Source organism: Lepagella muris (assembly GCF_004793975.1).
GTDB classification, from domain to species: Bacteria; Bacteroidota; Bacteroidia; order Bacteroidales; family Muribaculaceae; genus Lepagella; species Lepagella muris.
The window spans coordinates 55,009-81,016 of record NZ_SRYB01000019.1 but is presented as its reverse complement, the minus strand read 5'-3'; the positions used below and the strand labels follow the sequence as shown (position 1 = coordinate 81,016).

Sequence of the window (26,008 nt, the reverse complement as noted above, 5' to 3'; positions counted from 1 at the left end):
AAAACTGGAGAGAAAATCATTTCTTCTGGTTTATCCGTGAGCGACTAACGAATATCGAGAAATACAATGGAGTATTAAATAAATAAATCATTAAGTATGGAAACAGCAGCATTATGTATCGGGTATGCGATACTCACACTGATGGCAATGATCATCTTACTTTTTGCTTTCGCATTAGGGTGGTTTGCAATTCACGAAGCAAGAGGTATTATATCCTCACGCAAATGGCGAAAACGTAAGTTAGAACAAATGAAATACGAGACAGCAAGAGATTGTGCGTACTATCTCAATCGTTGGGAATTACCGACAGATACGACAATCTTTGTTGCCTGCAACTATTTTGACCGAAAGGTCAAAGAATTGAAGAATAAACAGTGATAATTATGGAAGAAAAACTGAAAGCGGTTCATCAAATCCTTCAAGATGACTGGTATGCCGTAATATGCTTAGACCCAACTCAACAAAGAGGATGGTATATGGGCTTCATCCCAGATGATGAAGCCGAAGCATACAGACTCTTTTGTGGAGTTTGTGATATGATAAACCGTACATATAAAGAGAAATTCAATCGAGACTTAATCACATTCAACAATAATTCATCAAATTGACTTATGGAAGATCTAACATTAGAAGCTCTTTACCAGCTGGTAAGGGAAATGTGGAAAGTGAAAGAAAATAGAGATAAGAAAGTCCAAGTCTGGTTTTGGAGTTCGGCTAAACAAACTGGAGCTTGCTTATTCGATAAAATCGGAGCAGTAGTTGATGCCGGCAATTACTTTGAATCCAGAGAAGAAACTTCAACTATACCTGTTCTCAAAATTGAAGAGCGTTAAAAATGGCAGCAAAAGATTATGTATTTGTTGAAAGTGGATTAGGAACAATCTATCTCGCAAAGAAAACCAAGACACCAAATCTAATGTCGCAAGACCGTAGAGTTGTGACAGATGATGAAATTATAGGTTTGTTTGAGCACTACTTGAAAAGATGGTGCGAAGAAAACAACACCACTCATCTTGGCATAACTGATCAAAATGGCAATGAAATTTTCAGAGCAATCTTAACTAAAAACAACAATGCAAGCAATAGTGATTAAGACTGGAGAGGTTGTCGAAGTTGAGAAGACAGCAACCTATTGCGCAACCTGGAGTGGGAACAAGCAGATATATAATGAGTCTGAACTTCTCTTTGAACCATCTACAAAAATTGATGGCTGGGTTGCTCGTAATGCTACTGGAAAGATTTTATTCTTCAAAGGTAAACAAGCACCCAGCAAACCAAATTATGAAAAATTGCCAAAACAATGGCATGGAAGTGCGCCCCCGGATAATGGCATACCCATCGTTCCTCAATCCGCTTTCCCTGAAGTCACATGGGATTCCGAACCTCTTGAAGTGACTATTATCATAAAACCAAAAGAAAAATGAAATTCGATGTTCGATTCATCCAGAAAAAGCCCAAGGCTCTGGAGTGGCTATATCTGTTAATTTTCGGACTTGGACTATTAATAGCTGTACCATTCGTAGCAATGGCTATCGTATCAGAAATTATCTTATATGCTGGAAAGGCATGGATTCAATGGCTTTCTCGCATACTTGATATAGAGTTCACATTATAATTCACCTAAAACAAAGGAACAATGACAAAAGCAGACATTGTAAACGAGATCGCCCAAAAAACCGGGCGTGAAAAGAAGGCTGTCACTGAGTGTGTAGAAGCCTTTATGGAAACAGTAACTGAAGAGCTTGCTCGCGGAGGCCGTATCGAGCTTCGTGACTTCGGCAACTTCATGGTCAAAGAAAGGGCCGCAAAGATTGGTCGCAATCCGGCCACCGGCGCAGTCGTAAACATCGCCGCCAGAAAGATGCCGGTATTCAAGCCCAGCAAGACCCTCAAAGACAAAGTTCTCTAACAACGTGCCCCGGACGGCCTCGTAAAATCCAACTGAAACCGTAATGAGAAAATTCGATTCAATCGTAGGAGTCTCAAAAGACTTCGCTCAGGAAGCCGTAAATGCTAATCCTGCCTACAAAGAAAGTGAAGAGCAGATTATGCTCGCTGTTGACTATGGCCATGAAAGAGCCTGGATGCAGCTTGAAACAATGAGCTTTGGAGATGCTATCAATGCTCTCAAAGCTGGTGCAAAAGTGGCCCGTAAAGGCTGGAATGGCAAGGGAATGTTCCTCTGGCTCAAACCAGCTGCCAACGTCAAATCCGAATGGTGCAAGGATCATATGCTGAAGAAGCTCGCAGATGACAATGGTGGGGCAATCGAAGCCCTTGGCACTATCTGTATGCTCACTGCACAGCATCAGATTCTCACTGGCTGGCTCGCTTCCCAGACTGATATACTGGCCGAGGACTGGGTTGTTATCTCCGAACCTGAATGAGAATCCGTCTGACAAATCCCGCAATGCTCGATAAAGTGCTTGAAAAACTTGATGAAGTTTGGCCCTTTGGAGAGGATAACGAGCGTTTCATTGAGCATTGCGTTCCTTCTCTGAAAGAAAAGATTACCCAAGGCCAGACGGTAATCCTTGAAACTGAGATAGGCAATATGGGAAATGGTATTGTTCAGATACCTTCTTATTGGACTCTCGACGAACTTCCCACTGATGAGGAATTTCTTAACAATGGAAACGAGTAAGGTTTTTCTCAGAGATATGAATACTGGGGAGGAACTTGAAATTCTCCCCGGCACTGTTGAAGTATCTTGGACTGACAAAGACACACATCCAATAGACATTCATCATTCATACAAATTTGAATGTAGTGTCAATCTGCCTCTGATGAATGAGGTGGCAAAGGAGCTTTTCTTTGGTAGTCCAGGATATAAAACCGCTTGTAGGCTTGCTGATGAACTAAACGACCTGATTGAAGAGTATCACGCTCCAGGGACACCAAGACGTGAACGTCGGGCCATCAGACGTGAGTTCGTCAAAATCTACAGGATATTCCGCAAACACTGTAAAGAATGTAAAATTAACTTTAAGTTTGTGAGACCAGAAAAATAAGAATAGGGGCAGTCAATCAGTAGCTGCCCCTATCTTTTTTAGAACTTCATAGCTGCCAATACCTTGTTTCGACTGGCAGTATCACCTTGATTGTTGTAGTAGATCTTTTCACAGTTCTCTATGCTGGTGCCCATCATATTCGACACATATATAACCGGCACCCCCTTACTGATATAATGTGTTATCGCTGTATGCCTGAAAGTGTAGGTATGCAGCGGAAACGAACAACCCAGCGCCTTGCCGACTTTTTTTAGCCAGTTGTTCAAATTCCCTATAAAGTGTTTTATATCCCCATTATTGGTGATCTGAGTTTTCAGTTTCTCCTTATTCCGAATAGGGAAGATATAGCCGTCCTTGGCTAATCTTCGCCATCGGAGCATTATACGGTCAAGTTCTGTATTGATTGGAACAGAGCAAGGCACGGCTTGCTTCTCAGCAATCTTTCTTCGGTTGAACACAAAGTGACTGATACCGCCTATTTTCTTGATGTCCGAATATCGGAGAGCGATCGCGTCACAAGCAGACTGGCCGGTGTAGAGAATGAAGAGGCAGAAATCCCGGTACAGCTCATTCAGAGGTGACTTGGAGATTGATGACAAATCCAGAGTGGTAAACTTCTTACATTGCTCTTCAGTCAGTGTGTGGAACTTCTGGGAGCTGGAGCTTGGTTTCTTGAACCAGTTGCATTTCTTGAAATCCTCAGCTTTCAGATACCCCTCCTTATCAGCTTTCATAATCAAAGAATGGAGTATCTTTGAGACATAGCACATTCCTGTGCCTTTACGCGCGCGCTCGACCCATTCAAACACGTTATTCACGAAAGCTGCATTAAGCTCCGTAATCAACAGTTTTGAGTATTTAATCTTTTTTGCCTTGCAGAACTCCTGAAGTCTTTTGTCACATTTCAGGTAGTTCTCAAAACTGCCCTTTCCAGAGCCGTCTGCGTGCTTGTTTTTGTTGAGCTGGTCAACTACATACTGGATAAATTCTGAGACCGTCATGGCCTTCTGAGAGGGCTCTGTGGCCGTTTCCATAGCAGCTATCATACCAAAGACGCTGCCAGTCCAGTTGATTGCCATTTCATCGTACCTCTGCCGGAATTGAACCAGCATGGCATTGTTCTCATCACTGAAAGGGCAGCTTGGGATAAAGAGCTGCTTCTTCTGATTCCAGTGCTTCTTCTGGATGGCTCCTTTCAGCATTTTGGTGACGTTGATAAACTTTGTCTCGCCGTCCTGATAGAGCCTCAATCTTAGTTGGAACCCTTTGGTCCCGAACATCTGATAGTTGATTGTAATCATTACGTTGCTTTAATCAGTTAATGTTGGCGCATTGTCTGTCACAAAATATGCACATCATTGACTGACCCAAGCCACTACACTGCAAAAATACCCCAAAGTGTACAGGGTATTGACAGAACTTAGAGTGGGCTAACTCTAAGATAATCAGCTATAAAAAGAGAAACTCAGTAAACACTTAGTGTACAGTGTAAACTGAGTTTCATCAATCTGGTGGTGCCACCAGGAATCGAACCGGGGACACAAGGATTTTCAGTCCTTTGCTCTACCAACTGAGCTATGGCACCTTTTGGGGTTGCTTCTGTTGAAGTTTCTTGTCTGATTTGTCGCTCTCTAGCGTCCTTATCAGCCCCGTTTGCGATTGCAAAGTTAGATACTTTTTGCGGTTCTACCAAATTTTTTGGTCACTTTTTTCAATATTTTTTATCTTTTATTTTTATCGCATTATTTATCAACTATTTATTTTTGTCTTTTTTTCGCGTTTATTGGGTGATCGTATGGTATTTTTGATATTTTTTGGTGGGTAGCGGATATGTCGGTCTCGGTTTTGTCGTTGTCAAGGCTGTTTTTATTTCCTTTTGCGGAAGCGTCCGAAGATGTAGGCGGTGCCTTCCTGTAGTTCGGGACTCTTCCCTATCCACATTATAAGCAGGTATGCCGCTGCACCTACTGTGATCTCAATCATCATCTGCATGGGTGCCGGCAGCGTGAGGACCGACATCATGCGGCAGACACACCACATGACGCAGGCGGCGGAGGCAAAGGGCATGAGGTCGTAGATCATCGCCCCTACCCTATAGCCAATCGCCCTACCGGTCATTGTCACCACTATGACGAAGGTGACAACTGAGGCTATCAGCTGACCCCATACGAGCCATTCTACGCTTCTAAGAAATACCGTGGATATTATCGCCAAAGCTATCGCGCTATCCTTTATGAGTTCTATTATGAAGAGGCGTTTGCCGTAACCTTTTGCAAGCATGTAGTTGCCGTAAAGCGACACGAGCACCACGAATATGCCGCGTATCACCAGTATCTGAAACAACAGTATCGATGCGTCCCATTTGGATCCGAAGAGCGTATGGAATAATGACTCCCCTATTGCGGCTAATCCGACCATGGCAGGGAAGACTATGAAGGCCCCAAAACGGTTGATGCGTCGCACGTAGCGGCGGAAATCGTCGGGATTATCCTGGAATCTTGAGAGGAGTGGCACGAATGATGCAGTAAGCACCTGCGATATTGATGCGCTACCCATCTTGCTCCATTTGTCAGCCTGTGTGTAGACTCCAAGCGACTTCAATGAATAGAACGCACCTATGATGAAGGAATATATCGTCAGGAAGAGCGTGTTGAGCATTGATGAGGAGAATACGCTCAGTCCTATACGCCATATCTTACGGAATGATTCTATCTTTATCCATGATGTGGGGAACCATCCCCCGGTAGCCCACAGTATCCCCGTCTTTATACCTGCCAATGCCACCGACTGCCATACGAGTGCCCACGCACCGTATCCTGCCAATGCGAGGGCGATGCCAAGGAGTCCGCCACCGGTCTGCGCCACAAGATTCGACACGGCAATCATCTTCACGTCCATACGTTTCATGAGGCGGTTGGTCTGCACAATCGCGAGAGCGTTGAGCACAAAGGTAAGAAACATCACTTTCGACAACGGTATCAACCTACGGTCATGCTGGAATATATCGGCAATCAACGGCGCCGCAAACCATAGTATACAGTATATTCCCACACTCACTATGAGGTTAAACCAGAATACCGTGGAATAATCCTTCTCCGTCGGGTCCTTTCGCTGGAGCAGCGCTGCCCCAAAACCGCTGTCGGCAAATATTATTGCGAATGCCTGAAAAACGAGAAGTGCCCCCACGAGTCCGAAATCCTCCTGCGAGAGCACATTCGCGAGCACAATGCCCACCACGCCATAAAGCACTTGCGATGCAAGCCTGTCTATGGCATTCCATTTAAGAGTACGTGCCGTCTTCAGTTTCAACGGCACGTCGGTATTGTTGTTGACATCTTCTGCCATCAGTCTATTTCTTAATCACTTCCGGCTTAAAATAATCATTTCACTCATCATCATCGTCATCATCCTCCTCCCCGTCATCTTCTTCATCTTCTGACTGAGAGGCAGATTCCTCTTTCATGGAATCATTCCCTTCCATATATGAGCCTGACGTGCGACCCTCCGGCAACGGATAGAGCTTGCCGCCTCCCGATTTCTTCACCTGCGGATCACCCTTATAATATACCTTTGTCGAACCGATTCCCCTCACATTCAGCTTCTGCAACGGCCAGCAACCGATCGAACCGCTGCCGAGAATCTTGCATTGCACCACATCTGCCTCAAGACGGTCGGCGGAGATCGTGCCGGTGCCCACCATCTTCAGCACAGCCTCCTTGCACGTGCCGGAGACGTTGACAGAGCCATTTCCGGTAGCCACTCCGGCAATCACCTTGTTTGCCTTGACATTCTCCACGCGCACGGAGCCATTGCCTACCTGCGTCACCTTGAACTCGGCACAAGCCGCCGGATTTTCCACCGTAAAATTGAAATTAGATGCATTTTCCACTCCCGTAAGGAAATCGGAATATATATAGAGAGTCGGGAGGTCGGGATGACCCACGTCCTCTGTCGACACCTGTATCTTCAGATTTCCATTCTTCGGAGTGATTATGAAGGCGTCGGCAAACTGCTTGTCGCCTCTATACTGTATGAATCCGGAGGAATCCGGCAGACAACGGTACACCACGTTAACGTTGTCGCACACTTTCACACGATCAAACTGACCGACCTCTACCTTATAGTTGTTAATTTCCTGTGCCCATCCGCACAACGACACTGAAAGTAGGATTACAAGATAAAAAATTTTATTCATAGACTTTTCTTATGTTTATTCCCGTGGTTATTCCTATTGGCTTACCTGACGGAGTACAAGCAGGCATTGCCACATCATATATAACGTGGTCTCGTCAATCTTTAGCCGAAATACTTTTCTTCTATTTCACGGAATATCTGTTCAAGTTCGTCAGCCGTCTCAGCACGGAGCATCCGTATTCTGGTCTGCCTGAAATCGGGCAGACCCTTGAACAATGGGGTTGCCGCAAGATGCCGGCGGATGTGTAGTATACCACGATATTCATCTATGCGGTCGATGCTCTCACTTATCTGACGACGCAACAGGGCAAATTTCTCCGCATCCGTCAGCGGAATCCACTCCCCTGTGCGCAGATATTGCTCCACGTCATGAAAAATCCAAGTGGCACCGATCGCTCCCCTCCCTATCATCACTCCGTCAACGCCATAATCATCGAAAGCCTTAGCCGCTCCCTCAGGCGTGGTGATGTCGCCGTTGCCGATTATAGGTATCTCCATCTTACCGGATGACTTCAGTTCGCCGATCAGCGACCAGTCGGCATCCCCAGTATACATCTGTGCCCTCGTGCGTCCATGCACAGTAAGCGCGGCTATACCGCAATCTTGCAGCCTTGGAGCCAAATCGGTTATGATCTTGCTCTCCGCATCCCATCCCAGGCGTGTCTTCACCGTCACCGGCAAGCTGACTGCCTTCACCACAGACTCCGTTATTGCAAGCATCTTGGGCACATCTCTCAACATGCCTGCACCTGCACCCTTACCCGCCACCTTCTTGACCGGGCAACCGAAATTTATATCTATTATATCCGGACCGGCGTCCTCCACCATCTTGGCAGCATCGACCATAGCTTCCGGATCACGTCCATAGATCTGTATCGCCACCGGACGCTCCCTCTCATCTATATTCAGCTTGCGTGCGGTCGACGCGATATTACGCACGAGAGCCTCCGATGATACAAACTCCGTGTAGACCATCTTCGCACCCTGTTCACGGCATATCAGACGGAATGACGGGTCGGTGACGTCTTCCATCGGAGCAAGCATCACCGGGCGTTCCCCGAGATCAATATTTCCTATTTTCATCGTATGTTTTCTTATTTTTGTTTTGTCTTATCAAATCAGCGTCAGACACGCGCACTTGTCGGGCGACAGGAGTTCAGCCACCTGACGCATCTCCTCTGCCGTCACAGCCATTATCCGATCAGCCGTGGTTGATATGTCGTTGATACGGTCGTAATACAGCAGGCTCTTACCCATAGAGATCGATCTGCTCTCTATATTGTCGGAGCTGACGAGCAACTGACCGCAATATTGACGTTTTATGCGCTCAAACGTGGCAGCGGATAGCGACGACTGTGCCAGACGGTCAAGCTCTCCGGCTATTATACGGCGGCATTTACCTACCGTCGACGGATCTGATCCGAAATAAATGATAAGGAGTCCGCTGTCGCTCAGCAATCCCACGCTGCTGTCTACCGTATAGACGTATCCCCTTCTCTCGCGCAACTCACGGTTAAGGCGAGAATTCATGCATGGTCCGCCGAGATAATTATTCAGAAGAAAGAGGGCATATCTTCGGGGATCTTGCCTACAGAACACCCTTGCACCCACGATAGTATTCGCCTGATGGTTACCACGGTCGCGGCGCAGGTCAAACGGCTCCATCGGCGGCGGCACGATACGGTTATGCCCCCTGTCAGGAAAGCTCATGCAGGAGAAATATCTCGACACGAGCCGCTCCACCCTCTCCGGCGGCAACGGACTGCTGCAATACACCACCATATTGCCGGGAGTATAGTAACGGTCGAGGAATCCGCGACAATCTTCCCCGGTCAGTTTCTTGACACTTTCCGGCGAACCGAGGATATTGTGGGAAAGACAGGATCCGGCGTATGCCAGCTCCTCAAACTCATCATATACCGATTCCGACGGGCTGTCAAGATAGCTATTGATCTCCTCCACCACCACTTCCCTCTCGCGGTCAAGCTCCGCTTTCGGGAAGCAACTTGCCGTCAGTATGTCGGCAAGCAGTTCCATGGCTCTCTCCTCATAACCTGACGGGGCATTCGTGTAGACCACCGTCTCCTCCTTTGATGTGTAGGCATTCAGCTCGCCCCCCACCACTTCCATACGCGCCGATATCTGCCAGCTGCGCCGTGATAGGGTCCCCTTAAATATAGTATGCTCCACAAAATGCGCGAGTCCGTGGCAATCCCCGGCCTCGTCGCGGCTTCCGGCATTAATCACCGCCCCTATATAACTGACGAGTCCATTCGTCCGACGGCTGACCACTCTCAGACCGTTTGCCAATGTGAAGATATTGTATGCATGATCCATATTTTCCTTCTTGCTTTTTAGAACTACAAAATTAATAAATTTTCCTTAACTTTGTATCCGTATCCACCCAGGGATACACAAACCTTAAAATTACTCTTAACGAATATGAGCCGTTTTTTTAAAGAATCGCTTCCCCTCCTTTTCATACTCCTGATTGTCGCATCCTCATGCAGTAACCCTTCGGGACAGTCAAGCAGTCTTGAGGCGGAGATTCCATACGACGTGCTAAGACGTCTTAATGCCACCATCACCAAGGCACCTATATATCAAAAAAAGAAAGTAGAGAAGATCGACTCTCTTAAAAATCTACTTAAAGCAGGCAACCAGCCCTCCCGGCAGTGGGAGGTGCTTCTCAAAATAGCCTCACTTTACCGACAGATGAATGCCGACTCCTCAATATTCTATGCTCAAAAGTCGGTCTATGCAATCCCGGCAGATGACAATGGCATACGCCTAATTAAGAGCGAGCTCGCCACAATAATGGCTCTCAGCACCGCCGGAATATTCCCTCCTGCCATACAGAGACTTGACTCTATAAGCAAGCTAAATCTCCCACATGACGCCCGCATTGAATTTTGGAAAACATCGAGGATGTTGTATTCTTATATGCTGGCATTCGTACAAGACCATGGGGAATATTCCGAGATATTCAGGAAAAAATACATCCAATGTGACGATTCCCTGCTCTCCCTTCTCCCTCATTCCGATCCTTTCCGACAATTCATATTTTCCGAACGCCTCGCCTCTGATGCAAAGTGGGAGACTGCCCGCAAGAATCTTGAAACGATATTGAGAGAACAGCCAAAAGAGAGCAACATCTATGCTATGGCTGCTTTCCAACTCGCGTTTGTCAACATGAATCTCGGCAATCCCGCGAAATATGTGGAATATCTTGCGCTTTCCGCTGAAAGCGACATAAAGCAATCTGTGAAGGAGGGTATCGCTCTCCCAACCCTTGCATACCGACTATATGAAATGGGAGATATTGACGATGCCTTCAAATATATAAACTTCGCCCTTGAGGAAGCCAACAGCGGCAACATACGAATGAGGATGGTATCAATAGCGCATTCATGCCGCTGATTGATGAGGCCTACCGTAAAAAAATCAATGATTCCAACAATAAGATGCTCGCATACCTCCTCATATCGACCACCCTCCTAATAATCGCACTGATTCTCTCCACCTCTCTGATACGCAACATACGAGACTCGCGTGCAAAGGAGAAGAAACTCGCCACAGCCTCAAAGAAACTGGAGGCATACGTAGGCAACTTCATCGGACTTTGCTCAAATTATGCGTCAAGACTTGACCAGTTTGGCAAACTTATCACCCGTAAAATCAACGCACGCCAGACCGACGATCTTTTGAAGCTCGTATCCTCAGGACGATTCAATGAAGAAGACAACGATGAGTTCTATCGGCTAATCGACAAGGCAATCCTTGACCTGTTTCCTGACTTTGTCGACAATATCAACACCCTTCTGATGCCCGACCAACAGATAGCGCTTAAGCCCGACATGCAGCTTTCTCCCGAACTGCGCATCTACGCGTTCGTAAGGCTCGGAGTAGACCAGAGCAACAAAATCGCACAGATTCTAAACTACTCCTCCAACACTGTCTATTCTTACCGTAACAGGATGAGAAATCGCGCATTTGACCGCGATAATTTCGACAAGAACGTGGCAGAGCTCGGGTATAACAATTAATTTTCACGTCATATCATCACTTCATAATCTATATATAACCTTATATTTAATCTATATTTAATTTTTACAACATAATGATTTACAATATATTAAATTAAATAAAATCTATATACATACAATATTATGGTTAATATCACTTGCAAAACATGTTTTTGATGATTAATTTTGCATTGTTCTCAAAAGAGAGAATCACTACTCTCTCAACTGAGACACCTCAAAATAGATTTATAGGTAAATAATTCATAAGGATAAATGACTCATAGGTTATAAGGTAAGTATTATTATTTCGATAGTTTTTACAGTAATAATCTACATTAAGGTAAAAAAGAGAAAAGGTTCAGATATTCTGAAAGAAATCGGGGACAGTTTAGATTAAATAAATCGTTTATGTTAGGTTTGTAGAAATAATTTTGATTCGCAACGTGGCAGACTTCTTGTGAAAGAAGTCTGTTTTTATTTATAATCCTGCTTCCAAACTTCTGTTTCATTTGTTATAGTATAAGACAACACTGATAACATAAAAAGACTCATCAACCATGCCCTATAATTACAGATCAAAGACGTTCATATTGCTGCTCGCCATCACAATCGGCATATCCACAGGATTAGTTGCATGGCTGCTGAAGCTCGCAATCTCATCATTGGCAAATGTATTCCTGACTCACATACATGATGCAAAGCCCGACTGGTGGCTACTTATCACGCCTGCAGTGGGAATAATCCTAACCGGAATATTCTCCAGATACATTGTGCGTGAGAATCTTGAGCATGGCACGGCTCAACTGAAACGCAATCTCAGAAAGAGACTCTACAAAATAAGGCGCAACCGATGCATCTCTCCTCTCATCGGCTGCTCCCTAACGCTCGGATTCGGCGGCTCCGCCGGAGCCGAAGGACCTATAGCGTCTGCCGGAGCCGCCATAGGCAGTAATATCGGGCAATACGTCCATGCAGACAACGATACCCTCAAGACATTTATCGGATGTGGGGCAAGCGGCGGTATCGCCGCCATATTTGCTGCTCCTATTGGAGGACTGATGTTTTCACTTGAATTGCTACGTATCAACTTAAACGTCAATTCCGTATTGATGCTGTTCGTCACGAGCCTAACCTCCTATCTCACCATCTCTGCACTGACAGGGTTCAGCACAGATCTTTCATTCACTGCATATCCCGACTTTGAGATACACGCCATCCCTATGGTGATTCTATTGGGGTTATTCTGCGGTGCATACAGCATCTACTACACCTCTGTTACATCATACATGGATGCCGCCTATTCCCGTATCCGAAATCCATGGATACGCAATCTATCGGGCGGACTGATGTTGGGAGCCACACTTCTTATGTTTCCGTCAATGTACGGGACAGGCTATCCGATCATAACCGACGTAATCAACGAGCATCCCGAGTCTCTTGCCAAAGGTTCTCCTTTGATGGAGATATTATCCGGCGACAAATTGCTGATAATAGCCGCTATATGCATACTTCTCTGCAAATGCTGGGCCGTGTCGGCATCCAACAGCAGTGGCGGCGTGGCAGGCGACTTCGCCCCGACCATATTCGCAGGGAGCATGGCAGGCTTTATTTTCGCCACCATGAGCAATCAGTGCTTAAACATGCATCTACACGTCGGGGCATTCTCATACATAGGCATGGCTGGAGTCATGGCAGGCGCGATACAGGCACCCCTTATGGCTATATTCATAATCTTGGAGATGACGCAATCCTATCATTTTGCATTGCCTCTAACCATTTGTGCCATCGTGTCATACATCACCACACGCTACGGACAACATATCCTCAAGAAAAAGGCATAAGAAAAGGGCACCCGGCTCGAAAGCCACCGCCCCTTTTCATAAAATAAGCAAATGTTTTATTATTTTATGTAATATTGCCTTGTTTAATAATGAAGTTGTATTAACTTCAATCTTTCGAAATCACTTATTTTCCGAGTCTTGCATTTTCACGCGCTATGTAGGCGTCGATGTCAAGACCATTCCCCAGGCGGAACTCCGGGAAATCATTCTTTATGGAAGTATAACATTCAAGAGCCTTGTCATACTTCTTCTGCTCGTCATAGACGTTAGCCTCCTTAAGGAGCACACGCGGAACAATCTGCGGATTGCCGTCTGCCTTTCTGACAGCTTTCTGATATGCGCTCAGCGCATCGTCATATTTCTTCAGATTGACGTAGCAGTCGCCGGTCAGCACCATTGCATTTGCATCAAGCACCGCATCATCCGACGAGAATTTCCCAAGATATTTGGCAGCCTCCTCATACTTACCCTCGTTGTAAAGAGCCTCGCCCGCACTGAGAGCGGCAAGATTGGCGGCATCGCTGCCACTGAAGTTGTCGGCGACCTGCTTATACTGCGCAGCTGCGATAGAGTCGTTAGCAAAAGCCTGCTGCTCCACCTTGTTATACGCCTCAAACGCCTTCTCCTCTCTGGGCTTACGATAACCGAAGAGATAACCCAATATCACAACAGCCACCAGGATGATCGCTCCGGTGGTGATGTATATGATTTTCTTATTGTTTGCAATCTTGTCGCCAGCTGCTGTAAGCTGCGAGTTCATCTTGTCGATTGCTGTCTCATCCTGCTGATTAGTATTCTGGGATGCCATTTCGTTTGTTTAATTGTTACTGAGGTTTTTGGTAACGCTGATTAAGCTTTATTTCCCTGCATGTCTCTTAAGGCTGCACTCATTTCTCTTTGGCTCGCTCTTTTAACACATGCTACGGTTTGGAATCGCGAAATTAAGCATTTTTTGTCGCAATCGCAATTTTTTCATGATATTTTTCTCTCCACTCCCATTTTTATGCTAATTTCGCAGTGTTTTTCATCAATTATGGACTACTTTAAATAAAATCCGTATGTCTTCATCGCAATCATTATCCCTTGACCAGCGTCTCTCAATGAGGCTATCCGCCCAGCAGCTCAGATTTGTGAAAATGCTGGAATTTAATGCACCAGAACTTGAGGAAGCCGTGGAACGGGAGATTGAAGACAATCCCGCACTGGAGGTAGTGGAGGAGCCGGAAAATGTCGACAAGGAGTTGCCTAGATACCGTACATCCATCAACAACTCGTCGCCCGACGACTATTCCGACTACGACTTCTCCCCTCCCGACACAGGCGAATCCTTGTATGACTGCCTGCTCCGCCAGCTGTCGGAGCGCGACATTCCGGAGAAAGTGCGTCTGGCTGCCACATACGTTATCGGAAACCTTGATTCCAACGGCTATCTGCACCGTACCATACCCGCCATAGTCAACGACATGGCGTTCGGTCCGGGCATCGACATCACGGAGGATGACGCCCGACGCGCACTTGACATTGTAAGAGACCTTGAACCATACGGCGTCGGGGCTACCGACCTGCGGGAATGCCTCATGATTCAACTGCGTCATCTCTCCGACTCCCAGCCGAAGGAAGATGCATTGAAAATCATAGAGTCGCAGTTTGAAGCTTTCTCCATGAAGCACACACACAGGATCATCACCGGGCTCAAGATCGACAAGGAGAGGGTTAGGAGAGCCATCGACCTAATCTTGACATTAAACCCGAAGCCCGGTGCGTCAATAAACTCCGATGCCGGGAATACCAATATAATAATCCCCGACCTTGTGATATCTACGGAAGACGGTATCCTATCAGTCGCGACCAACAACCGCATACCGGAATTGGCAATCGACAGATCTTTCTCCGAGGCTGTCAGAGAGATGGAATCCGGCGAACGGAGAAAAGCCAAGAGAGGGAGTGAGTTCATCACGTCAAGATATAACGATGCCCGAGATTTCATCAAGATATTACGACAAAGGCAGGAGACCCTCATCACCGTAATGACAGCCATCATGAAAATTCAGCATGAGTATTTCATGACTCAGGACGTATACCGACTGAAACCAATGATGATCAAAGATATTTCCGCCATGACAGGATTGGATCTCTCGGTCATATCCCGCGCCACAAACAATAAATATGTGGCGACCCCGTGGGGAATATTCCCTCTCAGGTTCTTCTTCAGCGACTCTATCGGCGAGGAGGGGGACGATGCTGCCGAGACACTCACAAACAGAAAAATCGAAGCTGAAATCTGCGCTCTCGTGGAGAAGGAAGATAAGCAGCATCCCCTTAGCGACGAGAAGATCCGTCAGGAGATGGAGGCAAAGGGGTACGACGTGTCACGCAGGACCGTGGCGAAATACCGCGACAGGCAAGGGATACCGGTGGCACGACTGCGCAAGGAATTATGACTTCAATTTTCCACAAATGATGAAATCGTCGGCATTCCACTCCTTTTTTTATCATAGCTGCAATATTCTTTAATTATTTTTTACTACTTTTGTATTTTAAAAGACAATAACAATCCAACAGGCGGTGACAATTCACATTGCCATCTCCATAAAACATTCAAGCCGATCACTTCATAATGAAACGACTCATCTACCTATTTCCATTATTCATCTCTCTCCTTGTATCCATCCCGGCAAAGGCTGTCACGGAAAAAGAGATGGATCAGGCCCGTGCCTTGGCAGCACAGGCTTACCTACGTTATGCCAACGATGGCTCAGGGTATCTCGACAACATTCATCCCAAAAGCATGTCTCAGCTTGAGCGTGCGCTAAAGACGAAGGAGAAAGAGAATATCAAGGCATTCAAGAATATTCCTGTCCCTTCCGACTATGCATCATGGGACAAACAGAAACTCGTGGACTATTGGGGAGTGAAGGCTTTCGCGGCAAGCGGACTCCTTCAGAAAGGGCGCGTGGGAAAGGGACGCGCTAAGAAAAACATATCCGCTATGAAAATATCCGAGCCGGTGAAGACAGAGAAGACTGTAGCCAAGCCGGCTGCCACCACTGCCAAACCCGCCCAGGACAAACAGGAAGCCGCCAAGCCTGCCCAGACTCCGGCTGATGCCCCCGAATCAGAGAGCAAAACCGATTCCTCCCTGAATGTAAGCCAGGAAACATCTGACACCACTGCTCCCAATCTTGATAATGATAAGTTTTTCGCCGATCTTGAAGAGGAGACCCAGATAAAAAAGGCCGAGGACCACACTTGGATATATATACTTATACTATGTATACTCGTAGCCGTCGTGGTCGCCCTCGTGGTGTTTGCGTCAAACGTCATGAAACGCAATGAGGCACGTCTTGCCGAAGCCGACCGCATTCATGATGATAATCTCACCCCTTCTGCCGACTCTGACAAGATGAGGGAGAAATTCGCCGCCGCAATGGCTACCAAGAATGAGGAATTGGCTACACTGTCGCAGAAAATAGAATCACTCAACTCTCTCAACACTTCTCTTAAAGTGAACATACAGGGTCTGACTGCAGAAGTGGTATCCCTACGCACAAGACTTTCGGAAGCAAACGCCCGCATAAGATCGTTTGAAGAGAAAGCAGCAGGCGCCACACCTCAGGCAGCTCCTGTAAAGCAACAGTCTGCAACTACAGCAACTCCCGCATCCACAGTCCCCACACGTCAGACATCACCGACAGATGCCGACACGCCTGCCGTGAGATCAATATATCTCGGCAGAGCAAATGCTAAAGGCATATTTGTGCGTGCCGACCGTTCGCTGATCCCCGGCAACTCGATCTATCGTCTTGACACAACCGACGGTTATGCCGGTTCATTCCGTGTGGCTGCCAATCAGGAAGTGTGGGAACATACGCTCCGCTCACCCATAGAGCTTCTTTCCGGAGCATGCATTGCCCCCAACTTCACAGAGACTTCCGGCATGACAAAAATTGTGAACGACTCTGCCGGCACAGCCATATTCGAAGACGGCTGCTGGAAGGTGATACGCAAGGCAAAGATACATTTTGAATAATGCAGCATAGCCACATTGAGACACGGGCTTATCAATCTGCCGGATGCAGATTGATAAGCCCTCTGTTATCAAATACAGTTTCCTGCGCCACCTGCTGGATATATTCCGCAAGTTCCGGATCAAAGTCAGCGGTCCATGAAGTCTGATAGTGCCGTCCAAGCATAGTGGCATATATCACGTTTGCCGCAAGATACGTACCTAACCGGGAGGGATGGCTACGATCCGGACAATACAGAGTGTCATACGGGCGTTCTTCCCTTACTCTCTTCCAAGCCATGCCAACTGGCGCACACATAGCACCTGTGGTATATGCCATCTCCAGATAGCTTGTCTTAATTCTATCCTGCATCCCCTCATACGTCATTGCCAACGGATAGGGATTATCGGGATTCCGGAATCCATCCTTATGACCCCACGTCATGTAGTAGATCACACGCGTATTTTTGTCAGCAGAACGGGCAAGGCTGTCAAGGCGTGCCGCGTAGGGATATACGTTTCTCACCACCGATTCCGTTTGCATGGCAGGGGCTGTGCTCTGCTCCTGTATCACCACAAAGTCCCATCCACCTTTCTTCAGAGCCTTTATCAATTCCGGATTCTCAAGATGCTTACGAAGCGTACATCCTCCCGGAGTGAATGACACTGCCGATATATTCATTTTCTCATGCACACCGGCACGGAGTGCCAACTGCCTTATCATATCCGGAAGATCATGATAATGCGTGTAGCTGTTTCCTATAAATAATACCCTCACCGAATCTTGTGATTCCTCGCCCTTCACATTATTGGGAAAGACCATTCCCGACAATGCCAGGAATGCTATAATAACTGATCTGATTTTCATTTTGCAAAAATACACAAAAAAAAATATATACCGACAAATTCATTTTATAAAATGGTATCCAAACAGTCGGTGACATACCACATACCGTCACAATTTATTTTTTAACGCACTAAAAATTTCGCAAAAGATTGCATATAATAAAATTTATTACTACCTTTGCACCCGAAATCACGAAAAGACACGTCTAATCGTGGATTCCTGCCCTGATGGCGGAATTGGTAGACGCGTTGGTCTCAAACACCAATGGAGCAATCCGTGCCGGTTCGATCCCGGCTTAGGGCACCCAAAAACCTTGCAACCTTTTGCAAGGTTTTTTTGTTTCTATATCCGACCGCATACTTTTTCTGTTGCCTCAAATGCAACAGATGCTAACAGTTGATTCACATCGACCGACGAGATTTCGATGATTTTACCCCTAAAATTCGTTAAAATCGCATTTTTTTAAGTTAATAGTGTTAAATATCCCATTTTATATGATATAAAACATAAAAAAAAGTCCTTTTTTGATTCGCGTTAAAAAAATTAGTATTAACTTTGCACCGTTTTTGATAGCAAATATTGTTTTATTATTTTTAAATTTTAACAAAGATGAAAAAAGTAGTTCTTTCACTCGCTGTTCTTTTCAGCGTAGCTATGGTTAGCTGTGGTGGCAACAAAAATGCAGCTCAGGATTCTGACTCTGTTGTAGTTGAAGAAGTTGCTGTTGAGGAAGTAGTTGTTGATAGCGCAGCTCCTGCTGATTCTGCTGCTCCTGCTGACTCTGCTGCTCCTGCTGCTGAGGCTCCCGCTGCTAACTAAGAATTAGCTCTCAAATAAGACTAAAAGCAATATTGACCGATGCCCTCCCCGAGAGCGTCGGTCAATTCTTTATATACAGACACATGGACAGCAATATTCCTGACTCACTTATAGGATGGGCAGACGACGTGGACTATGCAGTTACAATCTGCGACATCGACTGCCGGATTATTTATATGAACCGTCGTTCACGCGAGACATTTGCAAAGCATGGTGACATTATCGGGAAAAACCTTCTTGAATGCCACAACGCTAATTCACGCGAGAAAATTAAGGAGATGCTCTCTCTCGGCACATCCAATGCTTACACAATCAGCAAAGGTGGTGTCAAGAAACTGATTTTCCAATCTCCTTGGCGTAGAAACGGCGTGATTGCCGGGCTTGTTGAAACATCAATGATTATACCGGAAAATATGCCTCATTACGACAGAGGATAAGGTTTTACCCTCTCTTTCTTGGGCATTAGCAAAATTCGTTATAACTTTGTAAATTGTTGGGATCTTCAACTCACCCATGATTTTATTATGAATAAAAACCAAAAAATAATCCTCTTTGGAGGGATTGGAGTGCTCGCCGCTCTGGTGGGGCTGATTATTTTTCTTATAATTTCAAATGCGAACCGCACGAATGAAGTGAATGAGGCACGTGCCGAGACCGAGAATCTCCGTCTCGCCAACGACCGTCTACTGCTGACTAATGAATTCAACCAGTTGAATGCGGACTTCAACCAGTATGAGGATCAGCAGATATATCTGAAGAACGACTCTCTCGTGCAGAAATACAATGAGGCTCGTCTGAAGGTGGAAGGATTGCTGACTGAACTTAACCAGGAGAAGAAAAGCAATGCCTCCAACCGCAAGCGTATAAAGCAGCTCGAAAGCGAGATTGCAACTCTTAAAGGCATCGTGAAACATTACCTGGAGGAGATCAAGCGTCTTGGTGAGGAGAATGAGGGTCTACGCCAGGAGATTCAGCAGGTGACTCAACGCAACGAGCAGCTCGCCTCGCAGGTGACAAAGGCTACAAGCCGTAACGAGGAGCTTTCCCAGACCGTAAAACTCGCAAAGAAGCTCAATATAACGGGACTTTCGCTACATGCCTATAACAAGAAAGGAAAGAATGAGAAAAACATCACCAAGGCCCGTCAGCTCGGTGTCAGCTTTATCGTGAGCCCTAACAACACTGCCGCTCCCGGCATGAAAGACTTCTTCATCCGAATACTTAGCCCGGAGGGATTCCTGCTTGAAGGTGGAGGCTCGTTCACAATTGACGGACAGACCGTAGCTGCCACTGCCCACCGACAGATGGAATATGCCAACGAGGAGCTGAGCGTAAGTGTATATTGGGATGTAAACACCACCCTTACTCCCGGCGACTATACAGTCGAGGTCTTTGCCGACGGATACCGTCTCGCCTCTCGCCATTTCACAATGAAGAAATAATCCCCCGTCTCATAAGAAATAGTATCTTGAAATAATCTGAATCTGGTGTGTATCGCTTGTATCGGGGGTGATACACCGATACAACCGATACAACCGATACAAGCGAATCACAAGGGAACGAAGAAAAGAAAGAAATTATTTTTAAATGAATAATTTCTTTCTTTTCTTTTTTCTTAGTGTGAGTCCGTATCTAAAAGACTATGGGCGGCTTCCCATCGGAAGTCGCCCATAGTCTTTATTATGCTTTGACGAAATTATGCCTTGACGAAGTCTGAATCATACCTTATGTATGACCCACCTAAATCATAAATTTCAGTTTGCCATCACCTTCTTAACGGCATTACCGCAACGCAACACGTAGACACCGGGAACAACACTCACGCTGCCGCTGACTGTCACGCTGCCTACCATTCTGCCGTCCATGCTGTAGATCTCAACCACGCCGGGAGCATTGTCAACCACAATCTTTCCATCGGCTGCATACGCCATCAACGTCTCTCCATCAGCCTCGATACCATCTACTGCCGACGACACACCTTTGCTCGCGATAACCACATAACAGTTAGCGGGTACAGTCACTTTCTTGTCAGCAGCATTGAAGGATGGCGCACTGCCGTATGATTTCGACATGATTGTATAGGCATCATTATCTGCCTGCAAGAAATCCACACTGAAAGTGCGCACGCCTGTCACGTTAGGATTTATAACAGTATAAAGCTCCTTACCATCTGCAATCGACACCATTGTCCTGCCGTTCTGCCAATTGTTGGAATTGCAAGCCATGGAGAAAGTGGCAGACTCTGTGAAGAGCTCCGGATTCCCGGTGCGGAGTGCGATAAGCTCTGAATAATTGTCATACAATCCCTTATGATCGGCATCATCAAGCAATCCCCAATTTACGATCTTGGGATCCGTATTGTTGCCGCCGTTCTGGTTTTTTGTAGTCTGGGAGTTACCAAGTTCAGAGAACTGCCATATCATGTGGGCACCCGGCGCAAGTATCATCTGCACGGCTGCTGATCCGAGACGCTGCATCGACACCTTCTCATTCCCCTTAACGCCTGCTGCGCCATCCTTATTCTGCTTGTAGGCGAGACGCTCCTCGTCATGACTCTCCAGATATGACACCGTTGAGCCCCATGTGCGGCTGTCATTGGGTGCATACATCCTGTTGAGATTGGAATTAGAATTATATCCCATTGCGAACTGGCATCCTGCCCCATTGATATTAGCCCAGTTGAGCTGACCTGTCTCAGCCATCTCATTCTCCTCTTTTGCTCCGGCAAGGTTCTCATTGATGAAATAAGCGTTCGGATTGACTGATTCCACCACTTTCTGAAGCTCTCTCATACGTGCCACGCGGGAAGCGTTGTAGGCGTTTGTGCCGGAATCGCCACTGTTGGCGTATGAATCATTATCACCGAGACCCTTCACGAGGTCGAAACGGAATCCATCAAACTTATACTCCTCCATCCAGTAGCGGAGCACGTCTACCCATTGCTCCTGCACCATCGGGAAACCCTGGTTCCAGTCGTTGAGCACGCTGTAGGCATGAGGCGCATTCATATTGTAGAACGGATTGGAACCTACAGGATACATCTGATACCACGGATGCAGACCGTCGCTCTGGTTAAACACCATGTCGAGAATCACCGCCATGCCGTTCTGATGACATACGTCGATAAATTCCTTGTAGTCGTCCGGCGTGCCGTATGCCTTGTCAGGCGCGAAATAGAAGTTGGGATTATAGCCCCAGGAGATATTCCCGTTAAATTCCATAATCGGGAGAAGCTCTATGGCATTCACTCCGAGAGTCTTCAGATAAGGAATCTTCTCGATAGCCTTGCGCACGGTGCCGTTGCCGTCTGCCTTACCCTCTGTGCCGGTGAAATCGCGGAACAGAAGCTCATATATGATAAGGTCGGAGGCGGGAACGCCCTTGAAGTCTGTCACCTGCCAGTCGTAATCATTGATGTTGCCCTGATATATTGCGATAGGCACGTCTGACACTTTCCCTACAGGATATTCCGGCAGACCGGGATATACGTCAGTAAGAAGATACTTGTCGTTCCACGGGTCAAGCACAAGCCGTGCGTATGGATCGCCTACGCTCTTGTTGCCATCCACAAGGAAGTAGTAGCCATACATCTTGTCATTCTCAAGACCTTTGACTGTAGTCCAGAAATAACGCATACCATTGACGTCGGTATAGTTCATCACGTAGTCGTTGCTGATCTCATAGTCATTCCATTCGCCCACGAGAATCACACTCTGCTTCTCGGGAGCTCCCAGACAGAACGTCACGCTGCCGTCGGCATTCTTCACCGGACCCATCTTCGGCGTGCCGCCGGGATAGGCTGCTTCCTGTGAGTCGGAAGCATAGACGTAAAGGGCTGTCTTCTCCACCGTCATATCGCCCGCAGTTGCCACTGCCTTCACCTCATAATTTCCGGGAGCGTCAAACGTATGCTTCACGGAAAGAAGCGTGGTGTCTGCCTCGGTTGCCACCACTGTACCATTAATACTCAAAGAGATGGCAGCTTTCATAGTGGTTCCGACTTTAAACGTGACTGTAGATGTTGAGGGGGTGATCATTGTCGACGGCAGATCAGACTCTATCGCAATCTGCAGTCCGGCATCCATCACGTCAAGGAAGATATCCTTCCCCCCTTCTGCCTTACCCTCCTTGGAGCCATTGGCATTTCTGAATACAAATGCCAGCTTAGCCACCTTCTGGGAAGGATCGGTGATTCCATAATAAGTGTGAATATCACCGATATAAAGTTTCCATAAGTCCTTGCTCACATACTCAAGCTCATACTTTTGAGAATTGTCGCCCCATGTCGGAGCATATTTCCAATCGCTTGGTCCGTCGCCTTCAAGCAACACTCCAGTGTGGGCATAGATTTTGGCACTTGCCGGCTGCCCCATAAGTCCCTTGGAGCCTTGATCGGCATGAAAGAAGATAGTCACATCCTTTGAATCCACTTGAAGGGGACTCGGCTTGGACGTGACCTGGGCGTTGACATTCAACGCAAATGCCACTATTGCAAGCAGCATCGACAGGTAAGTTTTCACCATGGTCAATTTATTTAGTTAGTAAAAAATAAGCAATTCAACTATAATCCGAAATATCCCCGTTAACCCAATCCTATCCCCTCTTATTCCTCATCGGGAACGTAGGTCTCCTCACGAACATGAAGATACTCCTCCCAATCTTTATCCTCCTCTGCCTCTATCACGATTGGGATGGTGGGAAACTCTGACAACGCCTTGTTGAAGACAAGGGAGAAGATCTTAAGGTTTTTCGTATAGAATACCCAATCCCTCTTACCGTCGCCGGTGTATATTCCGGTCATGACTGCCACGCGGTCTTTCTTGAATGATTCCAACAGTGCATCCGTAGCCTTCTCCATAAGTGCGGCATCATCCTCCTCCGGCATACCGTCTGGGAGTGCATTGTAGTTCCACGTCACGTCTATGCGGTAGTTATATTTACCGCTCTCTCGATATTCATCGATGCAGTCGCGCCCGGTCACTATCACCGTCTTTCCCGACTCTCCCTCGGCAGGATATGACCACCATTTATCTGTATATTTCATGTCGTTCTCGATTTTAGGTTCGTGATTTGAGGTTAATGAATCGTCACGAGAGTGGCACCGAAGCCATACTCACGGAAAGAGGCATCCTGAAGTTCTGCCTTGGGCCATTCCTTCTTGAGCAGGTCAAGCACTGCCTTGCGGAGCACTCCCTCCCCTTTGCCATGAATGAACACAAGTTTCTGACCGATGCGCCCACTGTTGGCTCTCATGTGCTTTCTCACTGCGGCGAGCTGCATCTCGAGCATATCCTTAGGCTCCATCCCTGTCAGGGTATCGGTAAGTTCCCCGATATGGAGATCCACCTCTATCAGTGGCAACACCTTGTGAGGATTGTCGGCAGTTGAGGCAGATTTCCCTTTTCTTCCGGAATCGACCTTATATTTCTTCGACAATTCGCGGGCGGCATCCTTATCTTTACGGTCCCCCTGCATGGCTGAAGCCACTTCTGCGGCATTCACCTCCAGCGGACGATGCGCCACACCATCCGTCACTATAGGGATCTCCAGCACAGGCGTCTCAAAGTATATGCCAGGACGGAAACAATGGTATTTATGGAATTTCGTGAGATCAAGTTTACGCGATACACTCACGGGAGCCTGAAGCGTGAAGAGTCTATCCTTCTTGTATGCCACACACTGGAACGCTATCTTCTCATACTGTGGGAGGGTCTCATGGGTAAGCGACACCATATCGCAGTACTCATTGGGAGCCACTGTGCCCTGCCATACCATAGTCCATCCCCTCTCCTCCTCGCTGCGGCGAAGGAGGGTGAAATTGAGGAAGTAGTTGGAATCGTTGACCAACACGGCAGAGAAACGCGACTTGTCGAGATGCTTCACGTCGCTCGGCTCGAAGGCAAGGGCTATGTTCATCTTGTCACCGTGGGAAGTCTCCTCCACGGGAAGTTCCGGCTGAACCGTCACGACAGGTTCCGGTTCGACCGCCACTGCCTTAGTCTCCGGCTTTTTCCGTCCGTCGTCAAATGCTTTCTGGTCAAACATCAGGCGCGGACCGTCATCCTTGAGGTCATGCCCGGCAGGCATCACCACTACCACCTCCTTGAGAAGCACAGGCGTCTCAAATCCGTCATCGTCAACGTAGGCTATCTGCCCCTCTATTCTCATTATCCGTCCGCCTCCGACGCTATTGAGGAAGCGGACCGTATCTCCTATCTTTGCCACAATCTAATAATTTTTAATCCTGATTTCTCTCCTCCGGCGCCGGCATCTTCAACCCTGCCTCAAACTCATCATCCACCTTCTTCTCTCTCGACTCGTAGGCATCCACTATGCGCTGCACGAGCGGATGACGCACAATATCCTTCTTGACATATTCTATTATGCCGATACCCTCCACGCCTCTCAGTATGCGCAACGACTGGAGCAGACCGCTCTGCACCGTGCGCGGAAGGTCGATCTGCGTGGCGTCGCCTGTGATAATCATCTTACTGTTGACACCGAGTCGCGTAAGAAACATCTTCATCTGATGCTTGGTGGTGTTCTGTGCCTCATCGAGGATAATCACGGCATCATTCAGCGTGCGACCGCGCATGAATGCAAGGGGCGCAATCTGGATGGTGTCGTTCTCCATATACTCCTTCAGTTTAAGCTGGGGAAGCATATCCTCCAGTGCGTCATAAAGCGGACGGAGATATGGGTCAATCTTATCCTTCATGTCGCCGGGGAGGAAACCGAGCTTCTCACCCGCCTCCACAGCCGGACGCGACAAGATGATGCGCTTGCATGCCTTATTCTTCAGAGCCGCCACAGCCAATGCTATCGCGATATAGGTCTTGCCGGTGCCGGCGGGACCGAGTGCGAAAGTAAGGTCATTATGCGCGAAACTCCTCACCATCTTAGCCTGATTTGCATTACGCGGCGCAATCGGGCGACCTGTCTGACCGAAAATGATGACACCCTCGGTATTGACGGGCTTCGGAGGCTCACCCTTGATTATATCAATGATGACATCCTCGGTCAGTTTGTTGTAGGTGGAGGCATAATTCTCGATCTCCTTCACCTTACGCTCAAACTCTCCTGTCTCACTCTCCTCCCCTATGACCTTTATCACGTTGCCGCGAGCTGCCATCCGCAATTTCGGGAAGAGATTGCGGATCAGATTTATATTATTGTTATTGACCCCATAGAAAGTCTGGGGATCAACCTTATCGATTATTACTATCCTTTCGTTCATCTAAATATCAGAAAAACAATATCATTTG

Annotated in this window: 27 protein-coding genes, 2 tRNA genes and 1 pseudogene; 18 read left to right on the top strand and 12 right to left on the bottom strand. The window is 47.1% G+C overall.

The window, feature by feature from the left end:
- Window positions 1-96 precede the first annotated feature (96 nt).
- From E5331_RS12840 to E5331_RS12795, 10 genes are read left to right on the top strand one after another with little or no spacing between them, the layout of a single operon-like run.
- Complete coding sequence (locus tag E5331_RS12840) at window positions 97-378, top strand: hypothetical protein (protein WP_135985289.1); 282 nt, start codon at window positions 97-99, stop codon at window positions 376-378.
- A 5-nt stretch (window positions 379-383) separates the two neighbouring features.
- A complete protein-coding gene (locus E5331_RS12835) occupies window positions 384-608 on the top strand; it encodes a hypothetical protein (RefSeq protein WP_135985287.1) in 225 nt (74 codons plus the stop codon).
- 3 nt (window positions 609-611) lie between these two features.
- A complete protein-coding gene (locus E5331_RS12830) occupies window positions 612-833 on the top strand; it encodes a hypothetical protein (protein ID WP_135985285.1) in 222 nt (73 codons plus the stop codon).
- Between the two features lie 2 nt (window positions 834-835).
- Window positions 836-1,093, top strand: a complete 258-nt coding sequence (locus tag E5331_RS12825) for a hypothetical protein (RefSeq protein WP_135985283.1) — start codon at window positions 836-838, stop codon at window positions 1,091-1,093.
- On the top strand, window positions 1,074-1,424 hold the full coding sequence (locus tag E5331_RS12820; RefSeq protein ID WP_135985281.1) for a hypothetical protein: 351 nt from the start codon (window positions 1,074-1,076) through the stop codon (window positions 1,422-1,424). Before E5331_RS12825 ends, E5331_RS12820 begins: the two co-directional genes overlap by 20 nt.
- Window positions 1,421-1,615, top strand: a complete 195-nt coding sequence (locus E5331_RS12815; RefSeq protein ID WP_135985279.1) for a hypothetical protein — start codon at window positions 1,421-1,423, stop codon at window positions 1,613-1,615. The genes E5331_RS12820 and E5331_RS12815 overlap by 4 nt, the downstream gene beginning before the upstream one ends.
- 21 nt (window positions 1,616-1,636) lie before the next feature.
- On the top strand, window positions 1,637-1,909 hold the full coding sequence (locus E5331_RS12810; RefSeq protein WP_135985277.1) for an HU family DNA-binding protein: 273 nt from the start codon (window positions 1,637-1,639) through the stop codon (window positions 1,907-1,909).
- Window positions 1,910-1,952: 43 nt separating this feature from the next.
- Window positions 1,953-2,387, top strand: a complete 435-nt coding sequence (locus E5331_RS12805) for a DUF2829 domain-containing protein (protein WP_135985275.1) — start codon at window positions 1,953-1,955, stop codon at window positions 2,385-2,387.
- A complete protein-coding gene (locus E5331_RS12800) occupies window positions 2,384-2,644 on the top strand; it encodes a hypothetical protein (protein WP_135985273.1) in 261 nt (86 codons plus the stop codon). The genes E5331_RS12805 and E5331_RS12800 overlap by 4 nt, the downstream gene beginning before the upstream one ends.
- Window positions 2,631-3,011, top strand: a complete 381-nt coding sequence (locus tag E5331_RS12795; RefSeq protein WP_135985271.1) for a hypothetical protein — start codon at window positions 2,631-2,633, stop codon at window positions 3,009-3,011. The genes E5331_RS12800 and E5331_RS12795 overlap by 14 nt, the downstream gene beginning before the upstream one ends.
- Window positions 3,012-3,049: 38 nt before the next feature.
- Here E5331_RS12795 and E5331_RS12790 read toward each other — a convergent pair whose 3' ends face one another.
- The 6 genes from E5331_RS12790 to E5331_RS12765 all read right to left on the bottom strand — a co-directional run bounded on the left by E5331_RS12790 (window position 3,050) and on the right by E5331_RS12765 (window position 9,542).
- On the bottom strand, window positions 3,050-4,312 hold the full coding sequence (locus tag E5331_RS12790) for a tyrosine-type recombinase/integrase (protein ID WP_135985269.1): 1,263 nt from the start codon (window positions 4,310-4,312) through the stop codon (window positions 3,050-3,052).
- 208 nt (window positions 4,313-4,520) lie between these two features.
- Window positions 4,521-4,596: transfer RNA gene (locus E5331_RS12785), tRNA-Phe, on the bottom strand.
- Window positions 4,597-4,877: 281 nt separating this feature from the next.
- Complete coding sequence (locus E5331_RS12780) at window positions 4,878-6,356, bottom strand: lipopolysaccharide biosynthesis protein (protein ID WP_123483806.1); 1,479 nt, start codon at window positions 6,354-6,356, stop codon at window positions 4,878-4,880.
- Between the two features lie 40 nt (window positions 6,357-6,396).
- Window positions 6,397-7,206 (bottom strand): GIN domain-containing protein, encoded by an 810-nt coding sequence (locus E5331_RS12775; protein WP_123483807.1) that lies wholly within the window; start codon window positions 7,204-7,206, stop codon window positions 6,397-6,399.
- 101 nt (window positions 7,207-7,307) lie between these two features.
- A complete protein-coding gene (dusB, locus tag E5331_RS12770; protein WP_123483808.1) occupies window positions 7,308-8,288 on the bottom strand; it encodes a tRNA dihydrouridine synthase DusB in 981 nt (326 codons plus the stop codon).
- Window positions 8,289-8,318: 30 nt separating this feature from the next.
- Window positions 8,319-9,542, bottom strand: coding sequence for a M16 family metallopeptidase (locus tag E5331_RS12765; RefSeq protein WP_123483809.1), 1,224 nt, complete (start codon window positions 9,540-9,542; stop codon window positions 8,319-8,321).
- Window positions 9,543-9,647: 105 nt separating this feature from the next.
- Here E5331_RS12765 and E5331_RS20995 point away from each other — a divergent pair.
- Both E5331_RS20995 and E5331_RS12750 read left to right on the top strand, forming a co-directional pair.
- Window positions 9,648-11,251: pseudogene (locus E5331_RS20995) on the top strand (DUF6377 domain-containing protein).
- A gap of 536 nt (window positions 11,252-11,787) precedes the next feature.
- Window positions 11,788-13,071 (top strand): chloride channel protein, encoded by a 1,284-nt coding sequence (locus E5331_RS12750; protein ID WP_123483811.1) that lies wholly within the window; start codon window positions 11,788-11,790, stop codon window positions 13,069-13,071.
- A gap of 124 nt (window positions 13,072-13,195) precedes the next feature.
- On the opposite strand, the gene E5331_RS12745 is transcribed toward E5331_RS12750, so the two are convergent.
- Window positions 13,196-13,879 carry a tetratricopeptide repeat protein gene (locus E5331_RS12745; protein WP_123483812.1) on the bottom strand — a complete coding sequence of 228 codons (684 nt, stop codon included), beginning with the start codon at window positions 13,877-13,879 and terminating at the stop codon, window positions 13,196-13,198.
- A gap of 250 nt (window positions 13,880-14,129) precedes the next feature.
- Between E5331_RS12745 and rpoN the strand changes: the two genes are divergently transcribed.
- Together rpoN and E5331_RS12735 are read left to right on the top strand one after the other, a co-directional pair.
- Complete coding sequence (gene rpoN / locus E5331_RS12740; protein ID WP_135985264.1) at window positions 14,130-15,512, top strand: RNA polymerase factor sigma-54; 1,383 nt, start codon at window positions 14,130-14,132, stop codon at window positions 15,510-15,512.
- 176 nt (window positions 15,513-15,688) lie between these two features.
- Window positions 15,689-17,101, top strand: coding sequence for a hypothetical protein (locus tag E5331_RS12735; protein ID WP_123483814.1), 1,413 nt, complete (start codon window positions 15,689-15,691; stop codon window positions 17,099-17,101).
- Window positions 17,102-17,132: 31 nt separating this feature from the next.
- Here E5331_RS12735 and E5331_RS12730 read toward each other — a convergent pair whose 3' ends face one another.
- Window positions 17,133-17,945, bottom strand: coding sequence for a DUF4886 domain-containing protein (locus E5331_RS12730; RefSeq protein ID WP_135985262.1), 813 nt, complete (start codon window positions 17,943-17,945; stop codon window positions 17,133-17,135).
- A 200-nt stretch (window positions 17,946-18,145) separates the two neighbouring features.
- On the opposite strand from E5331_RS12730, the gene E5331_RS12725 reads away from it, so the two are divergent.
- The 4 genes from E5331_RS12725 to E5331_RS12710 all read left to right on the top strand — a co-directional run bounded on the left by E5331_RS12725 (window position 18,146) and on the right by E5331_RS12710 (window position 20,185).
- Window positions 18,146-18,227 (top strand) — tRNA-Leu (locus E5331_RS12725).
- Window positions 18,228-18,533: 306 nt separating this feature from the next.
- Window positions 18,534-18,743 carry a hypothetical protein gene (locus E5331_RS12720; protein WP_123483816.1) on the top strand — a complete coding sequence of 70 codons (210 nt, stop codon included), beginning with the start codon at window positions 18,534-18,536 and terminating at the stop codon, window positions 18,741-18,743.
- An 83-nt stretch (window positions 18,744-18,826) separates the two neighbouring features.
- On the top strand, window positions 18,827-19,180 hold the full coding sequence (locus tag E5331_RS12715) for a PAS domain-containing protein (RefSeq protein WP_123483863.1): 354 nt from the start codon (window positions 18,827-18,829) through the stop codon (window positions 19,178-19,180).
- Window positions 19,181-19,267: 87 nt separating this feature from the next.
- Entirely contained in the window at window positions 19,268-20,185 is a 918-nt protein-coding gene (locus tag E5331_RS12710; RefSeq protein WP_123483817.1) for a hypothetical protein, read from the top strand.
- Window positions 20,186-20,497: 312 nt separating this feature from the next.
- Here the strand turns inward: E5331_RS12710 and E5331_RS12705 are convergent, their stop codons facing one another.
- The 4 genes from E5331_RS12705 to E5331_RS12690 all read right to left on the bottom strand — a co-directional run bounded on the left by E5331_RS12705 (window position 20,498) and on the right by E5331_RS12690 (window position 25,980).
- Window positions 20,498-23,266, bottom strand: coding sequence for an alpha-amylase family glycosyl hydrolase (locus E5331_RS12705; RefSeq protein ID WP_135985260.1), 2,769 nt, complete (start codon window positions 23,264-23,266; stop codon window positions 20,498-20,500).
- Between the two features lie 80 nt (window positions 23,267-23,346).
- A complete protein-coding gene (locus E5331_RS12700) occupies window positions 23,347-23,787 on the bottom strand; it encodes a DUF695 domain-containing protein (RefSeq protein WP_135985258.1) in 441 nt (146 codons plus the stop codon).
- 32 nt (window positions 23,788-23,819) lie between these two features.
- On the bottom strand, window positions 23,820-24,968 hold the full coding sequence (locus E5331_RS12695) for a Smr/MutS family protein (RefSeq protein WP_135985256.1): 1,149 nt from the start codon (window positions 24,966-24,968) through the stop codon (window positions 23,820-23,822).
- Between the two features lie 13 nt (window positions 24,969-24,981).
- On the bottom strand, window positions 24,982-25,980 hold the full coding sequence (locus E5331_RS12690; RefSeq protein ID WP_135985254.1) for a PhoH family protein: 999 nt from the start codon (window positions 25,978-25,980) through the stop codon (window positions 24,982-24,984).
- Window positions 25,981-26,008 lie beyond the last annotated feature (28 nt).

Coding starts and splice junctions, on each gene's coding strand:
- E5331_RS12840 (WP_135985289.1), top strand. CDS start 97: ATGGAAACAGCAGCATTATGTATCGGGTATGCGATACTCACACTGATG.
- E5331_RS12835 (WP_135985287.1), top strand. CDS start 384: ATGGAAGAAAAACTGAAAGCGGTTCATCAAATCCTTCAAGATGACTGG.
- E5331_RS12830 (WP_135985285.1), top strand. CDS start 612: ATGGAAGATCTAACATTAGAAGCTCTTTACCAGCTGGTAAGGGAAATG.
- E5331_RS12825 (WP_135985283.1), top strand. CDS start 836: ATGGCAGCAAAAGATTATGTATTTGTTGAAAGTGGATTAGGAACAATC.
- E5331_RS12820 (WP_135985281.1), top strand. CDS start 1,074: ATGCAAGCAATAGTGATTAAGACTGGAGAGGTTGTCGAAGTTGAGAAG.
- E5331_RS12815 (WP_135985279.1), top strand. CDS start 1,421: ATGAAATTCGATGTTCGATTCATCCAGAAAAAGCCCAAGGCTCTGGAG.
- E5331_RS12810 (WP_135985277.1), top strand. CDS start 1,637: ATGACAAAAGCAGACATTGTAAACGAGATCGCCCAAAAAACCGGGCGT.
- E5331_RS12805 (WP_135985275.1), top strand. CDS start 1,953: ATGAGAAAATTCGATTCAATCGTAGGAGTCTCAAAAGACTTCGCTCAG.
- E5331_RS12800 (WP_135985273.1), top strand. CDS start 2,384: ATGAGAATCCGTCTGACAAATCCCGCAATGCTCGATAAAGTGCTTGAA.
- E5331_RS12795 (WP_135985271.1), top strand. CDS start 2,631: ATGGAAACGAGTAAGGTTTTTCTCAGAGATATGAATACTGGGGAGGAA.
- E5331_RS12790 (WP_135985269.1), bottom strand. CDS start 4,312: ATGATTACAATCAACTATCAGATGTTCGGGACCAAAGGGTTCCAACTA.
- E5331_RS12780 (WP_123483806.1), bottom strand. CDS start 6,356: ATGGCAGAAGATGTCAACAACAATACCGACGTGCCGTTGAAACTGAAG.
- E5331_RS12775 (WP_123483807.1), bottom strand. CDS start 7,206: ATGAATAAAATTTTTTATCTTGTAATCCTACTTTCAGTGTCGTTGTGC.
- dusB (WP_123483808.1), bottom strand. CDS start 8,288: ATGAAAATAGGAAATATTGATCTCGGGGAACGCCCGGTGATGCTTGCT.
- E5331_RS12765 (WP_123483809.1), bottom strand. CDS start 9,542: ATGGATCATGCATACAATATCTTCACATTGGCAAACGGTCTGAGAGTG.
- E5331_RS12750 (WP_123483811.1), top strand. CDS start 11,788: ATGCCCTATAATTACAGATCAAAGACGTTCATATTGCTGCTCGCCATC.
- E5331_RS12745 (WP_123483812.1), bottom strand. CDS start 13,879: ATGGCATCCCAGAATACTAATCAGCAGGATGAGACAGCAATCGACAAG.
- rpoN (WP_135985264.1), top strand. CDS start 14,130: ATGTCTTCATCGCAATCATTATCCCTTGACCAGCGTCTCTCAATGAGG.
- E5331_RS12735 (WP_123483814.1), top strand. CDS start 15,689: ATGAAACGACTCATCTACCTATTTCCATTATTCATCTCTCTCCTTGTA.
- E5331_RS12730 (WP_135985262.1), bottom strand. CDS start 17,945: ATGAAAATCAGATCAGTTATTATAGCATTCCTGGCATTGTCGGGAATG.
- E5331_RS12720 (WP_123483816.1), top strand. CDS start 18,534: ATGAAAAAAGTAGTTCTTTCACTCGCTGTTCTTTTCAGCGTAGCTATG.
- E5331_RS12715 (WP_123483863.1), top strand. CDS start 18,827: ATGGACAGCAATATTCCTGACTCACTTATAGGATGGGCAGACGACGTG.
- E5331_RS12710 (WP_123483817.1), top strand. CDS start 19,268: ATGAATAAAAACCAAAAAATAATCCTCTTTGGAGGGATTGGAGTGCTC.
- E5331_RS12705 (WP_135985260.1), bottom strand. CDS start 23,266: ATGGTGAAAACTTACCTGTCGATGCTGCTTGCAATAGTGGCATTTGCG.
- E5331_RS12700 (WP_135985258.1), bottom strand. CDS start 23,787: ATGAAATATACAGATAAATGGTGGTCATATCCTGCCGAGGGAGAGTCG.
- E5331_RS12690 (WP_135985254.1), bottom strand. CDS start 25,980: ATGAACGAAAGGATAGTAATAATCGATAAGGTTGATCCCCAGACTTTC.